This window comes from Fructilactobacillus sp. X1R3C1 (assembly GCF_059901545.1).
Genome location: NZ_JBWXUT010000005.1, coordinates 52,167 through 67,250, shown reverse-complemented (window position 1 = coordinate 67,250; position 15,084 = coordinate 52,167). Strand labels below are relative to the sequence as shown.

15 protein-coding genes and 1 other annotated feature (1 of these 16 cut by a window edge) are annotated in these 15,084 nt (G+C 37.8%); of the genes, 11 read left to right on the top strand and 4 right to left on the bottom strand.

Annotated elements, in window-relative coordinates:
* Positions 1-4: 4 nt before the first annotated feature.
* The 8 genes from murA (at position 5) to AC6UD8_RS06010 (ending at position 6,997) form a co-directional block, all read left to right on the top strand.
* Positions 5-1,297 (top strand): UDP-N-acetylglucosamine 1-carboxyvinyltransferase, encoded by a 1,293-nt coding sequence (murA, locus tag AC6UD8_RS06045; protein WP_500694358.1) that lies wholly within the window; start codon positions 5-7, stop codon positions 1,295-1,297.
* Positions 1,298-1,403: 106 nt separating this feature from the next.
* Positions 1,404-2,417: a rod shape-determining protein gene (locus tag AC6UD8_RS06040; protein ID WP_500694359.1), complete on the top strand. Its 1,014-nt coding sequence runs from the start codon at positions 1,404-1,406 to the stop codon at positions 2,415-2,417.
* A gap of 13 nt (positions 2,418-2,430) precedes the next feature.
* On the top strand, positions 2,431-2,706 hold the full coding sequence (gene yidD, locus AC6UD8_RS06035; protein WP_500699808.1) for a membrane protein insertion efficiency factor YidD: 276 nt from the start codon (positions 2,431-2,433) through the stop codon (positions 2,704-2,706).
* A gap of 42 nt (positions 2,707-2,748) precedes the next feature.
* Positions 2,749-2,964: a DUF2969 family protein gene (locus AC6UD8_RS06030; protein WP_500696062.1), complete on the top strand. Its 216-nt coding sequence runs from the start codon at positions 2,749-2,751 to the stop codon at positions 2,962-2,964.
* A gap of 31 nt (positions 2,965-2,995) precedes the next feature.
* Complete coding sequence (locus AC6UD8_RS06025; RefSeq protein WP_500699809.1) at positions 2,996-4,192, top strand: FtsW/RodA/SpoVE family cell cycle protein; 1,197 nt, start codon at positions 2,996-2,998, stop codon at positions 4,190-4,192.
* A gap of 102 nt (positions 4,193-4,294) precedes the next feature.
* Positions 4,295-5,431 carry a D-alanine--D-alanine ligase family protein gene (locus AC6UD8_RS06020; protein WP_500699810.1) on the top strand — a complete coding sequence of 379 codons (1,137 nt, stop codon included), beginning with the start codon at positions 4,295-4,297 and terminating at the stop codon, positions 5,429-5,431.
* An 80-nt stretch (positions 5,432-5,511) separates the two neighbouring features.
* Complete coding sequence (locus AC6UD8_RS06015) at positions 5,512-6,090, top strand: DNA-3-methyladenine glycosylase I (RefSeq protein WP_500696064.1); 579 nt, start codon at positions 5,512-5,514, stop codon at positions 6,088-6,090.
* A gap of 37 nt (positions 6,091-6,127) precedes the next feature.
* Entirely contained in the window at positions 6,128-6,997 is an 870-nt protein-coding gene (locus AC6UD8_RS06010; protein ID WP_500696065.1) for a helix-turn-helix domain-containing protein, read from the top strand.
* 20 nt (positions 6,998-7,017) lie between these two features.
* Here the strand turns inward: AC6UD8_RS06010 and AC6UD8_RS06005 are convergent, their stop codons facing one another.
* The 4 genes from AC6UD8_RS06005 to rpsD all read right to left on the bottom strand — a co-directional run bounded on the left by AC6UD8_RS06005 (position 7,018) and on the right by rpsD (position 10,339).
* On the bottom strand, positions 7,018-7,509 hold the full coding sequence (locus AC6UD8_RS06005; RefSeq protein WP_500699812.1) for a universal stress protein: 492 nt from the start codon (positions 7,507-7,509) through the stop codon (positions 7,018-7,020).
* A 359-nt stretch (positions 7,510-7,868) separates the two neighbouring features.
* A complete protein-coding gene (locus tag AC6UD8_RS06000) occupies positions 7,869-9,152 on the bottom strand; it encodes a replication-associated recombination protein A (protein WP_500699813.1) in 1,284 nt (427 codons plus the stop codon).
* Positions 9,153-9,166: 14 nt separating this feature from the next.
* Positions 9,167-9,625, bottom strand: coding sequence for a YueI family protein (locus AC6UD8_RS05995; RefSeq protein ID WP_500699814.1), 459 nt, complete (start codon positions 9,623-9,625; stop codon positions 9,167-9,169).
* A gap of 108 nt (positions 9,626-9,733) precedes the next feature.
* Positions 9,734-10,339, bottom strand: coding sequence for a 30S ribosomal protein S4 (gene rpsD / locus AC6UD8_RS05990; protein ID WP_039144319.1), 606 nt, complete (start codon positions 10,337-10,339; stop codon positions 9,734-9,736).
* Between the two features lie 330 nt (positions 10,340-10,669).
* Here rpsD and ezrA point away from each other — a divergent pair, with 330 nt between their 5' ends.
* From ezrA to thiI, 3 genes are all read left to right on the top strand, one after another.
* Positions 10,670-12,388, top strand: a complete 1,719-nt coding sequence (gene ezrA / locus AC6UD8_RS05985; RefSeq protein WP_500699815.1) for a septation ring formation regulator EzrA — start codon at positions 10,670-10,672, stop codon at positions 12,386-12,388.
* Between the two features lie 113 nt (positions 12,389-12,501).
* The gene (locus AC6UD8_RS05980; RefSeq protein ID WP_500694370.1) at positions 12,502-13,647 is read left to right on the top strand and encodes a cysteine desulfurase family protein; all 1,146 of its coding nucleotides are present in this window, start codon (positions 12,502-12,504) and stop codon (positions 13,645-13,647) included.
* A 33-nt stretch (positions 13,648-13,680) separates the two neighbouring features.
* Positions 13,681-14,904 (top strand): tRNA uracil 4-sulfurtransferase ThiI, encoded by a 1,224-nt coding sequence (thiI, locus tag AC6UD8_RS05975; protein WP_500699816.1) that lies wholly within the window; start codon positions 13,681-13,683, stop codon positions 14,902-14,904.
* A gap of 42 nt (positions 14,905-14,946) precedes the next feature.
* Positions 14,947-15,084 (top strand) — a binding site (T-box leader) (it continues 66 nt past the right edge of the window).

The following is a 15,084-nucleotide window of genomic DNA, read 5'->3' as shown; positions in this document are numbered from 1 at the left end:
TACCATGGAAAAAATTGTTGTGCATGGCGGAAACAAACTTAATGGTCGAGTTCACATTGAGGGTGCAAAAAATGCCGTTTTACCGATTCTAGCTGCTACTATTCTTGCAAGTGATGGCGAGACTGTTTTAACCAACTGTCCCATGTTGTCCGATGTGTTTACTATGAATGAAGTTTTAAAACATTTGGGTATTCAAGTTGATTTTGATAAAAGTAAGAATAAAATTACAGTGGATGCTTCTGGAAAAATTTCACCAGAAGCTCCGTACGAATATGTTTCAAAAATGAGAGCCTCAATTGTTGTGATGGGTCCACTTTTAGCTCGTTTAGGTCAAGCAAAAGTTGCTTTACCAGGAGGATGTGCAATTGGAAGTCGTCCCATTGACTTACATTTGCGTGGCTTTGAAGCCTTAGGTGCTCACATTGAACAACATGATGGTTACGTAGAAGCATCTGCTCCTAACGGACTTACTGGAACCGATATTTATTTCGATTTTCCAAGTGTTGGTGCTACTCAAAATGTAATGATGGCCGCTACCCTTGCAAAGGGAACTACCAAGATTCAAAACGTTGCCCGTGAACCTGAGATTGTTGACTTACAAAAAGTATTGAACAAAATGGGAGCAAAAGTTTCTGGAGCAGGCACTGATACGATTACAATTACCGGAGTACCAAGTGTTCATGGTGCTAGTCATGAAGTGGTTCAAGATCGAATTGAAGCTGGGACTTTTATGGTTGCCGCAGCGCTTACTGAAGGAAATCTTTTAATTGAAAACGGGATTACCGAACATAACTTACCATTAATTTCCAAAATGAAACAGATGGGGGTTAAAGTTGAACAAGAACGCGATGGTGTTCGTGTCATTGGACCCGCAAAATTAAAACCAGTTAACGTTAAGACTGCCCCATATCCAGGCTTTCCTACTGACATGCAGCCTCAAATGACAGTATTGCAGTTAAGGGCCGATGGTGTCAGCAAGCTAACGGAAACTGTTTTTGAAAATCGGTTTATGCACATGGAAGAATTACGCAGAATGGGTGCTAAGTTCGACATTAATGGCGAAACAGTCACCATGTATGGACCAACCCATTTTGAGGGTGCTAAAGTTGCTGCGACTGATCTTAGAGCCGCAGCTGCCTTGATTTTAGCTGGTCTAGTTGCTGATGGTTATACGGAAGTTACTAATCTGAAGTATCTTGATCGTGGCTACTACGAATTTCACAAGAAACTGCAAAAACTTGGCGCAGAAGTTGAGCGAATCCCAATTAAAGAAAGCGACGCAATTGCTAATGACTAACTTGATCGTTAGAAAAATTTAGATAATTTCGTATGTGATAATTCTCTTTTGCTATTCTGGATATGCTATAATTTAGTTAAACGATGTTACGGAAGGAAGTATTTTTATGGCACAAGATATTGGGATTGACTTAGGAACTGCTAACGTTCTTATATACGTTACGGGGAAGGGTATTGTTCTTAATGAACCATCTGTAGTTGCCGTTGATACTAAAACAAATAAGGTATTGGCGGTCGGTTCTGAAGCTTACCAAATGGTAGGTAGAACTCCTGGAAACATTAAAGCCATTAGACCTTTAAAAGACGGAGTTATTTCTGATTTTGATATTACTCAAGAAATGCTTTCGTATTTTATCAGTAAATTAAGCGTTAAGGGCGTTGTTTCTAAACCACAGACGATGATCTGTGCTCCTACAAACATCACTAACATTGAACGAAAAGCAATTATCCAAGCAGCGGAACGCGCAGCTGGTGGCGAAGTTTTCATTGAAGAAGAGCCTAAAGTAGCTGCCGTAGGTGCTGGTATGGATATCTACCAGCCTCATGGTAGCATGGTAATCGATATGGGTGGTGGAACCTCAGACATTGCGGTTCTTTCACTCGGTGATATCGTAGCCAGTAAATCACTTAAAATTGCTGGAGATGTGATGAACGTTGATATCGTTAACTTCTTGAAACAAGAACATAACCTTATTATCGGTGAACACACCGCTGAACGAATTAAAATGCAGATTGGAACGGCAGACGTTTCCACCCAAGATGTTAAAGAGATGGAGGTTAGAGGTCGTGACTCAGTTAGTGGGATGCCTAAATCGGTAACCATTACTAGTCAGGAAGTTGCGAGAGCTATTAGTGGTTCAATTAACTCCATTGTGTCAGGTGCAAAGGCAGTCTTAGAGACAATTCCACCAGAAATTTCAGCTGATATTATTGATCGAGGAGTAATGTTAACCGGTGGTGGTGCACTTCTTAAAGACATTGATACTGTAATTTCAAATGCGTTAACGGTTCCGGTTTATATTTCTGAAGATCCTTTAGATAACGTTGCAAAAGGTGCTGGTGAAATGCTTGAGCATATGAGTAGCAATAAAAAGAGTCGTGGATTTTTCAGTAGAAAATAATTGAGAGAAAAAATTGAAACGAATATTTATATCTTTAATTAAGTTTTACCAGCGTTTTATTTCACCATTGTTTCCGCCTAGTTGTCGGTACTCACCAACCTGTTCGCATTATACGCTCGAAGCGATCAATCGCTTTGGAGCATTGAAAGGGACACTGATGGGGTTTACACGAATTTTGAGGTGTAATCCACTGGTTAAGGGTGGATACGATCCAGTTCCCAAGAAGTTTTCATTGGGAAGAAATAAAAAAGCTGAGGAAGATTATCGTCGCTCAATGAAGCTAAAATAGTTGATTTTATCAACTATTTTTTATTCTAGGAGGTTTTTAAGCGTGGCTCGAAAAGAAAAACGAATCGGTGTTAATATTATTGATGATCCAGAAGAAAACGCGTTGAAATTGGTGCAAATTGGCGGTCATACCGTGGGCACCATTGAAGAAAAGAACGGGAAGTCAATTTGTGTGGTTGGTGACAAAACTTTCCATGAAAACAGCGAAGAAGATGCTGTTGCTGAGGTAATAAGAGAGTATAATTTGCACCAAAGATAAGTATGATTTATGAAAAAAAGGAGTTCTAATCGTGTTTAATAGGTCGGAAAGTACAGACGAGAATCGAATCGATTGGGGAATCATTTTTTGTGTACTGATGCTTGCTTTGGTGGGCATAGGGTCGATCTTTGTAGCTGCCAGTCATGATACAAGTCAAACAAGTGTCGTAAGGGCGGTTGTTTCGCAATTAGTGTGGTACGCAATTGGTGCAATTGCCATCGTTGTGATTATGCAATTTGATTCCGAACAGTTATGGAAATTAGCACCTTATGCGTATTGGTTTGGGATCTTTCTTTTAGTTGCTGTTTTGTTCTTGTATAGTCGTTCCTATGCGGCACAAACTGGTGCTAAAAGTTGGTTTCAGTTAGGGCCACTGACATTTCAACCATCTGAAATCATGAAACCTGCATATATTTTGATGTTGGCTAAAGTCATTGCTTCTCACAATAATGAACATCCAATTCATGAAACTCGAAGTGATTGGGCGTTACTTGGTAAAATGATTCTATGGACGATTCCAATTGTGATTTTACTAAAGTTGCAAAATGACTTTGGAACTACCATTGTGTTCATTGCCATCCTGGCGGGGATGATGATTGTATCCGGTGTTACGTGGAAAATACTGGCGCCAATCTTTGGTGTTACAGGTGGTCTTGGTGCCATTGCACTGACACTTGCCATTACTAAAGAGGGCCGAATGTTACTTGGTCATTTTGGCTTTAAGTCTTATCAATTCGCTCGAATTGATACTTGGTTGCATCCTGAGTCAGATACGAGTAACCAAGGATTTCAACTATGGCAAAGTATGAAAGCAGTTGGATCAGGAGGTCTTACTGGAACGGGATTCAATGTTTCAAAAGTTTACGTTCCTGTTCGTGAGTCTGATATGATCTTTTCCGTGATGGGAGAGAACTTTGGATTCATTGGTGGGGTATTATTGATTCTTCTTTATTTCTTATTGATTTATGAAATGATCAAGGTTACTTTTGAGACTAAAAATGTTTTCTATGCCTATATTTCTAGTGGAGTTATTATGATGATTTTATTCCATGTTTTTGAAAACATTGGAATGAGCATTGGGTTGCTGCCAATGACTGGAATTCCGCTCCCATTTGTGAGCCAGGGAGGTTCTGCCTTAATTGGTAACATGATAGGAATTGGGTTGATAATGTCAATGCAATACCATAACAAGAGTTCAATGTTTAGTACAGATAAGAATTTCTCATAAAGCATGAAAGCATGTTCATTCATGCTTTTTTATTTGGGATTATTTACCGGTTAATTTTTGTGTTATAATTAAGGTTCTATTATAAACGACAGAGGTGCGAATATGACTAAAAATAAGAAGCACGTCGCGTTATTATTTGGTGGTAATTCATCAGAACACGACGTCTCAAAAAGATCCGCGCATAATATTTATGATGCGATGGACAAGGATAAGTATGAAGTCAGCTTATTCCTAATTACTAAGGATGGAATCGTCTTGAGCGATGATGCTTCACATCGTGTATTTGATGGTGAAGATGAAACGGATGTGGAAAAAGATGAGATTTTAAATCTCGACATGAATAATCCGCTAGCTCCCATTATTAATTTCGATAGCGCTAAAGATATTGACGTTTTCTTTCCCATTATTCACGGAAACTTAGGGGAAGATGGAACCATTCAAGGGCTATTACGTCTAATGAATAAGCCCTACGTTGGAAGTGGAATCTTAGCTTCTGCAATGTCTTATGATAAGGATATTACTAAGAAAATCCTAGATGAAGCAGGCATTAACAATACCAAATACGTCTTATTGACTCCAGATAATCGTAAAGATTGGAATTATGCTAAATTATCTAAAAAGCTCGGTTCATTAATGTTTATCAAACCAGCCAATCAAGGTTCTTCCATCGGTATTCATCAGGTGCATAATCAAGAGGAATTGGATAGCGGACTAGAAGATGCTTTTCGTTATGACAACAAAATTTTGATTGAGGAAGCAATTGAGGGACCAGAAGAAGTCGAAATTTCTATTTTAGGAAATGAAAATCCCATGGCATCAAAACTAGGGGCAATTAAAGTTCCAGCAGATGACAAATTCTATACCTATGACAACAAGTTCGTGGATGCCAGTCAGGTCCAATTTACCATTCCAGTTGAATTGCCAGATGGTGTCGATGATCAAATCACGAACATGGCATTAGACGCTTATAAGGCCCTTGGATTAAAGGGAATGGCACGAATTGATTTTCTTGTTTCAAAGGATTTTAAGCCGTATTTGAGTGAAGTTAACACATTACCGGGCTTTACCAATATTTCTTTGTATCCGCAACTTTGGGAAGCTTCTGGAATTAGTTATACCGAATTAATCGATAAATTGATTGAACTAGCTTATGCTGAATTTGACCGTCAATCTAAAATTTTGCATGACTTTAAGCCGCTTCAAAAGGGCGATCAGAAAAAAGTATATAAGGATAAATAATAAAAAAAGATTATGACATAGTCATAATCTTTTTTTATTTGAAGATTGTTCTTCGTATATACTTATAAGAGGTGATAATAATGGAAAGATGTAACTGGGCAACTAAGAGTCCACGATTAATGAATTACCATGATACGGTGTGGGGTGTTCCAGATTATGACGAAAAAGCATTATTTAGAGAACTGTCACTAGAAATAATGCAAGCAGGACTTCAGTGGAATTTAATTTTGAAGAAGTTAGATGGACTGGATAGCATTTATCATAATTTTGATTTTAACTATTTGTCTACTCACGCAGAAACCATCAAAGACACTGCAATGAGTGACAAACGTGGAATTAGAAATCGATCGAAACTTGATGCCATTTTAACCAATGCCAAGATTGTTTTTGAGTTAGAGGGAAAGGGGATTCATTTTTTTGACCAATTATGGCAGCAGGTGAATTATACCCCCGTTGATCATTTAATTATTGATGATCAAATCGATATTTCGGAAATGAAACCAATGATTAAAAAATTTAATCAGGTTTTTCAAATGTATCATTTTAAAAGAGTTGGACCCACAACACTCTATTCGTTTTTACAAGCTTCGGGGATCATTAATGATCATAACGTTAATTGTTTTAGACACGATGAAATTTTGAATCGTCAAGGGAGATGACGTGCAATTGGAAGTCATAATGCCCTCAAAAGCGCTATTGAAAAAGATTGGAGCGAGAATTAAAAAACGCCGAATTGATATTCATATGACGCAGTCGGAGCTTGCCAAAGGACTATGTACTCAGTCAACCATCAGTGCGCTTGAAAATGATGGGTGTTTTAATCAATGGGTGATTATTCCAGAAATTGTGTCCCGATTGGGATTGAACTTAGACGAAGTTTGTTCTGATGAAAAGTATTGCTATGCTAAAAAAATACTGAAGAAAGTTGAATGCATTCTACTTCACTATCATTTCAAGAAAGCTAATACGATTATTGAAACAATTAAAGTTGAGAATATTGATTCAAGAGAAATCAAAGGAAGATATTATTGTGAACGTGGTTTTGCGGAACTATTTTGTGGTTTTTCTTTAGATGAAGTAATCCTATGCTTTCATACTATGATTGACTCGTGTTCCGTCAAAACAAATTTTATTTGTACTGCATGGAGTTATTTGGGCATTGCAATCTCATATCGGAGATTGGGATGTCAAAAATTGGCTCGTAAGTATTTGGATGATGCTTTGGTGAGGATGGGGCAATTGCTACATCGAAGAGAAATGAATACAATTGATCGATATGTTGTCATTAAGTTAGGACTTGCCATTGTCACTTTCGCATTTGTAGCTAACGATAATCAACTAGTGATTTCTGAATCCAATGTTATGATATCTTACCTAAAACGCAAGTATTCCTTCTATTGTTTGAAATCATTTTATAATTTGAAATATTTGAGTTATAAACGAGAAAAACTGTTTGAAAAGGCAGAAAGCACCCAAATTAAAATCAATCTTTTGAAAGGAGTAAGAGATAGCGGGCGGATTGATAAATTATTAAAAATTGCCAAAACAAAAAATCATTCGAAATAATCATCGAATGATTTTTTGTTTTACTTAGAAACTTTTTGTTTTCCTTTTTTAGGATCAACTTTTTGATTATTTAGATTTGTTCTTACAACTAATACATCACAGACCGCCATCCTAGTGACATATTCAGTTACTGAACCAATTAGTAACCGTTCAACACCATTTAACCCGGTTGCACCGATCATGATTAAATCAATATCGAGTTTGTCGGGAATTTCCTTTGAGATGATTGTTTTCGGTGCGCCATATTCGATTGAATAATCGACTTTGTTAACGCCATCATCCTTAGCATCTCTGGCGTACTGTTCGAGTGTTTTTTTAGCGTTTTGAGTTACTTCTTCAACTACTGATGTATCAAAACTAGAGATATTTTGAAATGCTCGTGTGTCTACAACGTGGACAATGTGTAAATGAGCATCATTACGTTTGGCAACGGCAACGGCCTTTTTAAAAGCCAACTCGGATTCGTATGAACCATCAACGGGAACTAAAATATTATTGTATTCTTGTAGCATAAAAACCACCTCGATGTTTTATTTAACTTAATTCTAGTATTTTTTAATTGAAAAGTCAGATATAAAGGCTATTTATCCATGTATTGAATGATGAATAGTTCTGGAATCACAGCACACAAACACCCCGCACATAAGACTAGCAGAGTAAAAACAGTGTTATTGAAGAATATTGAAATAATTCCTAAAATTGCTACCACAATTAGAATGACACCACTAATGAGTAAGATGATGCTTAATGATGTAAACTTTTCGGGATGAAACAGTAGGAAACTTTTATGAGCATGGGTTAAAAAATAAATTCCGTTAATAATTAAAATTACGGAGAAAAATAACATTAAAACTTTGATGAGCATCGACAATTATTCCTTTCCGACATGCTTTTCAGCCTCGTTGATTTTTTCATATTGATCAGCTAGAGCTCTTTCGTATTTACCGTTCAGCTTTGGTTGGTAGTACTTGGCATTCTTAATTTTGTCAGGAAGATACTGCTGTTTAACCCAATCATTGGGATAATTATGTGGGTATTTATAACCGACGTGTCCTAGTTTTTTGGCACCCTTGAAATGGGCATCTTTTAAGTGATCAGGAATGTCTCCATAATTGCCAGTTTTTACGTCAGATAAAGCCTTATCAATCGCTGTAATTCCTGAATTTGATTTTGGTGAAAGACAAAGATCAATGATGGCATCAGATAGCGGAATCCGTCCTTCAGGGAGACCGAGTTTATCAGCAGCTTGCACTGCCGATACTGTTCTGGAAGCAGCAGCCGGATTAGCTAACCCAATGTCTTCATACGCAATTACCATTAATCTTCTTGTTAGGGAGTTTAAATCCCCTGATTCAATTAACCTCGAGGCATAGTGTAGGGCCGCGTTAACATCGGAGCCACGAATTGATTTTTGAAGTGCTGACATCACGTTGTAGTGAGCGTCGCCATTTTTATCTTGACTTAGTGCTTTCTTTTGTAAACAAGCTTCAATATCAGCCAGAGTAATGTGAATGACGCCATCTTGGTCAGGCTTAGTGGACTTGGCGGATAATTCTAGGGCGTTTAAAGCACTTCTCAAATCGCCGTTGGTACTGTGAACTAAAAAGCTCATGGCGTTATGGTCAAGTTTGATCTTTAGATTACCTAAGCCATTTTGCTTGTCCGCTAGTGCTCGCTTAACGGCTTTGGTTATGTCATCACTGGTTAATGGATGAACTTGAAATATTTCTGTTCTAGAACGAATGGCCGGACTGATATTGATATAAGGATTTTCTGTCGTTGCCCCGATTAAGATAATTTGCCCACTTTCTAGTAGTGGTAACAAAAAATCCTGCTTGGTCTTATCTAACCGATGGATTTCATCTAGTAATAACACTACCGTTCCACTCATTTTAGCTTCTTCAGCTACCGCCTGGAGGTCCTTTTTGGTATCAGTTGCTGCATTTAACATCCGAAAAGCATATTTAGTCGAACCCGCAATTGCACTTGCAATGCTGGTTTTTCCGGTGCCAGGTGGACCATATAAAATCATTGATGAAAGCATTTTAGCTTTTACCATGCGATCAATAATCTTGCCCTTGCCAACCAAATCCAGTTGGCCAACAATATCTTCAATTTTAGTGGGCCTCATTCTGTAGGCGAGGGGCTTTTGCATTCTATAGCTTCTTTCTACTTAAATAACCGTGAAAACCATGATTGGTGTTTTTTAGGTTGATCGTTGTCATGTTTGGCGTTAACCTTACTAGGATCAAAATCAATATGGTCTTTATTAATTGCATCAGGGGAAACTAAGACCACGGCATATTGATTAGGCATCGTACCATAAGTGCTGTTGTTTTTTAAAGTAAAGTTGGTGTTATTTTGACTGGCTAACTTCATGTACGGTTGTTGCTGTTCTTCAGCTATATTGCCGTTAATGAAGAGTTGATAAGTGGGGTGTTGTTTCATTTCTTTACTTAACTGATCGATTGCATCCTGGTTTTTATCTTCAGAAACCGTAATGGCGAAGTCGACCCGTTCTCGAAAAGTTCCCAAGTATTTTCGTTGCTCATCTGGGTTAATTTGAGGGGATTTTCCACTCATTGCTTGATCAAGTCGATTTTGAACTGATCCTTTGTCATCTGTCATAATATTTGCTCCTTATTGAGTATTTACTACATTTTAACATTAAAGAAATTGGAGATACAAAAAGGCGGTCTCAATCGAGATCGCCTTTTCTTTAACAGACACAATATTTTAACGGTTGTAGTATTCAACAACTAATGAAGTATCGATGTCTGCATTTAATTCATCTGGTTGTGGATATCTAGTCAATGAACCCTCAAGCTTATCAGCATCAAATGATACATAAGCAGGGCGGCTCACAACTGATTCGACAGCTTCTTTGATGATGCCCATGTCCTTATCCTTTTCACGAACACCGATCACTTGACCGGGCTTTACTTCGTAAGAAGGGATATCAACCCGCTTGCCATCAACGGTAATATGACCGTGGTTAACTAATTGTCTAGCTTGTCGTCTAGTGGTAGCTAAGCCTAAACGGTAAACCATATTATCTAAACGGCTTTCAAGCATAATTTCAAAGTTATCACCATGCTTACCCTCACGGATTTTACCAGAGCGGTTAAACAATGAGTAAAATTGACGTTCAGTTAAACCATACATGTAACGTAATTTTTGCTTTTCACGTAATTGAACACCATATTCTGAAAGTTTTTGACGACGACCTTGGCCGTGAACACCTGGAGCATATGGACGACGTTGTAATTCCTTACCAGTACCTGATAAAGAAACTCCAAGACGACGAGAAATTCTCCAACTTGGACCTGTATATCTTGACATAAATGAATCCTCCAATAAAATATTTGGAGTAAAATAACGATGTACGCTTAGTATTCGTGCATATCCCTCTGAACTTTCGCCTCAGCAGCCAGTGGGTTACTAATTAAACTACAAGTAGCAAGGACATGTTGACGAGCTTACCGCATACTGCTGCATTATTTTACACAAGCTCAATTATATGAAATTAGCACTTAAAAGTCAATGCAACGTTGCAGTCGATGATCTTAAAAGCTCAGAATGCTATCATAAATTTTTCTCATTTATGATATAATTACTTTAATAACGAGGAAAAGTTTATACATAATTAATTTGTTGAAGGACGGGTATTTAATGGTTAACGTCATTATTGGAATTTTAGTTGTAGTAGCTGTAATTTATTGTGCCGTGGTCATGTATCAGCACCATTTATTAAAAATTGCTGAAACAATTGAAAAACGCGTTAAGCGCCTAAATGATTTGAATCTGCAAGATGAGATTAATAAGGTGAAAGATATCGGCCTCACCGGTGATTCATTAAGTAGCGTTAATAGTGCTCAAGCTGATTTTGATAACGTTACTAATAATTTACTTCCTTCCGTCAAAAATAACGTCGAAGCGGTGAAAAGTGACGCAAAAGGAATTAACTTTGTTAAGACACGGGAAGCATGCTCAGATGCGGAACAACAAATTAAAACCTCAGAAGATGATGTAAAGGTAATTCGTCAGTTTTTAGCTAAAATGAATCAGCTGAATTCTGAACATAAGAAGGCCATTACTGATTTAGAAGGTCGTTATAAAGAACTTCGAAAAGAATTGCTTACTAAGAATGCTTCCTTTGGGCCCGCAATTGATGCGCTTGAAAATCAGTTGTCGACGATTGAAGGGACCTTTGATGATTTTTCTAATCTATCAAAAAATGGTGATCACGAAAAGGCTGATAAAATTCTTGGTGATTTAAATAAGTCAACTAATCAGTTAGAAGCTGATGTGCAACAAATTCCTCATTTATATGCTACTAATAATGTAGAATTTAAAAATCAAATTGATGAGATTAGCTCAACTCATTCTAAAATGAATGCAAGTGGGTATGAATTTGCTGATGATGAATTTGACGTCTCTTTAGAGGAATTAAGAACAGCCGTTTCCGATAACCTTGAAAATATTGCTCACCTTGATTTAAAGTTGGCCAAGGATTCTGATAGTGAGATTGAGACCAAGATTGATCGTCTTTACGATTTAATGGAAAAGCAATTAATTGCTAAGAAAAAAGTTGATAAAGGATTTAAGATCACCGGAGAATATATCCAACACGCCAAAAAACAAAATCAGGTTTTAATCGATGAATTAGATCGACTCAGTCATAATTACTCACTAGAACATGGTGAGATTGATAAGGCCAATGCTTTAGGAAAACAAATTGATGAGATTGAAGCTACCTATAAAAAAGATCGTGAGGCAATTGACAACAAGAAAGCCATTTATACTCACATCCTTGACAACGTTACTAGTAGCGATAGTCAATTAACGGAGATTGAAAAGAAACAACGGGCCATTAATGATTCGGTTGCTGACTTTAAGGATGAAGAGCAGAAGGCCCATCAGGTCTTAGATGATCTTGATTTGGAACTTCATGGGATTCAGCGTAAGATTGATGAGCTGAATTTACCGGGTATATCACAGGATTACATTGACTACTTTGGCATTGTGGCTGACGAGATTAAGGATCTTAATCGGACGATGGATAAGGTCAAGATTAGTATGGATGATGTTCAAAAACAGTTAAGCGTGATTAAATCAGATCGGGATACTCTTGAAGAGAAGACTGATGATTTGATTGATAGCTCATCGCTTGCTGAGCAAGTGATGCAATATGCCAATCGTTATCGAAATTCTGATCCAGAGATTAATAGAGCACTGGTAAAAGCTAAGCATCTGTTTGACGATGAATATAAGTATCCTGAAAGCTTAGAAACCATTGCCACTGCGATTGATAAAGCCAATCCTGGATCCTACAAGCGAATTGAAAATACTTATTACAAAAATAAGCAAGATTCACAAAATCAAAAGTAAGCACGAACAAGCTGAATTAGAGTTGGAACAATTCAGCTTGTTTTTATTATGTTTCAATGCTGGTATAATAAATCTTGTTGTAATTTGGACGAATTAGAAAGAGAGGGTACCAAATGATTTACTTTGATAATAGTGCGACGACTAAAGTAGATAGTCAGGTTTTGGATACCTATAATCAGGTAAGTGAAAAGATCTGGGGAAATCCTTCCAGTCTTCATAACTTTGGTCAACAATCGTTTAATTTATTGAATCAATCAAGAAATCAAATTGCGAGAATTTTAGGAGTAGAACCTAACGAAATCTACTTTACTAGTGGAGGAACTGAAGGTGACAATTGGGTTATAAAGGGGACCGCCAAAGAGAAACATCAATTTGGTAAGCATATCATCACTTCTTCTGTTGAACATGCAGCGGTGAAAAATTCAATGCACGCTTTAGAAGATTTGGGATTTGACGTTACTTATTTACCCGTTGATAAAGAGGGACGAGTTTCAGCAAAAGATTTAGAATCCGCTATTAGACCGGATACTATCTTGGTGTCAATCATGGCGGTTAATAATGAGATGGGCGCTATTGAACCCATCAATGAAATTAGTGATGTCTTAAAACAATATCCCAAAATTCATTTTCATGTTGACGCCGTCCAGGCTGTTGGTAAAGGTCTACACGATTTGGTTTTCAATGATCGAGTTGATTTTGTCACATTTTCTGGGCATAAATTTCATGCTCCCAGAGGAATTGGTTTGATATATGGGAAAAACGGTCGTAAGATTGCTCCATTAATGGATGGTGGTGGCCAAGAACGAGGGCAACGGAGTGGGACTGAGAATCTGCCTGCGATAGTAGGGATGGCTAAAGCACTCAGAATCATTTCGGATCATGAATCTGAAAGCATTGCACGTGAACAAAAGATCAGAGAACGAATTTATGCTCATATTACTAAGTTCAACAAGGTTCATCCTTTCTCCGGTTTATCAGACCACTTTGCTCCACACATTCTTTGCTTTGCAATTGAAGGAGTGAAAGGTGAAACGATCGTGCATGCCTTTGAAGAACATGGGATTTACATTTCTACTACGAGCGCTTGTTCATCCAAAAAAGAGGAAACGGCAGGAACTTTAGATGCTATGGGAGTAGACCCAAGCATCGCTCGCAGTGCCGTTCGAATCTCCTTAGGAGACAAAAATACTTTAGATGAAGCTGATAAGTTTAATCAAGTATTTGATGAGTTGTACGAAGAATTCAAAAAGTTAAGTTAGATAATCATTAAAGAATAGTAAAGGAGTGAGGGTGTGAAGTATAGTGAGATTATGGTTCGTTACGGCGAACTGTCCACAAAGGGAAAAAATCGCAGGGTCTTTATTGGGCAGCTGGGACATAACATTAGGCAAGTTTTAAAACAGTTTGATGGAGTCACCGTTGACGCCCAACGGGATCGGTTACATGTCAGTTTGCATGGTCAAGATGCAGCTCCAGTGATGGCAGCCTTAAAAAAAGTCTTTGGAATTGAGACTTTTTCACCAGTTGTTAAGTTGGGAAAAAATACCCCAATTGAAGACATTCAGAAAAAGGCACTTGCAATGATTTCGAATCAATTCCAGAGTGGCCAAACATTTAAGATTTCAACTAACCGCCAGAATAAAGATTATCCATTAAACACTTATCAAGTAAATGATGAGGTTGGCGGGTATGTTTTAGATCATTTAGATGGGATTAAAGCTCAAATGAAAAGACCTGACATTAACTTACAGATTGATGTCAGAATGTCTGGCATTTATTTATCAAGTGAGACGATTCAGGGAGCATTAGGACTACCAGTTGGAACTGGCGGACGTGGTACCATGATGCTTTCAGGAGGCATTGATTCACCCGTTGCGGCGTACATGGCCATGAAGCGTGGGGTAAAGTTAGATATGATTCATTTCTACAGTCCTCCATACACTAGTGAACAAGCGCTAGCAAAAGCTAAGGACCTCACGGCGAAGCTTTCGGCATTAGGTGGAACCGTTGATTTTATCCAAGTCCCATTTGCTAAGATTCAAGAAGAGATTAAAGAAAAAGTTCCAGAGGGATACTTGATGACGGTTCAGCGCCGGATGATGTTGAGAATTGCCGCAGCTATTACCATTTCACGTCATTGTGATGGAGTATTTACCGGTGAGTCGTTAGGACAAGTTGCTTCACAGACTTTAGAAAGTATGCGCGCCATTAATGATGTGACTAATTTGCCAGTTCTACGTCCGTTGCTTTCTTTGGATAAGACTGAGATTATCAAGATTGCTGAACAAATTGACACTTATGATTTATCAATTCTTCCTTATGAGGACTGCTGTACGATCTTTACTCCACCAGCACCGAAAACGAAGCCGGACGTGGAGAAAGCCAGAAAGTTTGAAAAAAACATTGACGTGGATGGTTTAATGAAAGAAGCCATTGAGGGTATTACGATCAGTAAGATTCACCCAAATGATGATTATTTGAACGCTAATGAAGATGTTTTTTCAGAATTACTTTAATGTGATTGACTAAAGATTGTAAATTGAGTAATATTTATTATGTTAAATGCTTTGATCAAGAGGTTGGTTGTTATGACGCGCAGAGAGTGGACACGTGCTGGAAAGTCCATGCGTTAAAATGATCATTGTTGCTTGTGAGCAGTTATGTTGAATGAATTAAGATGTAATCGGTACTAGCCG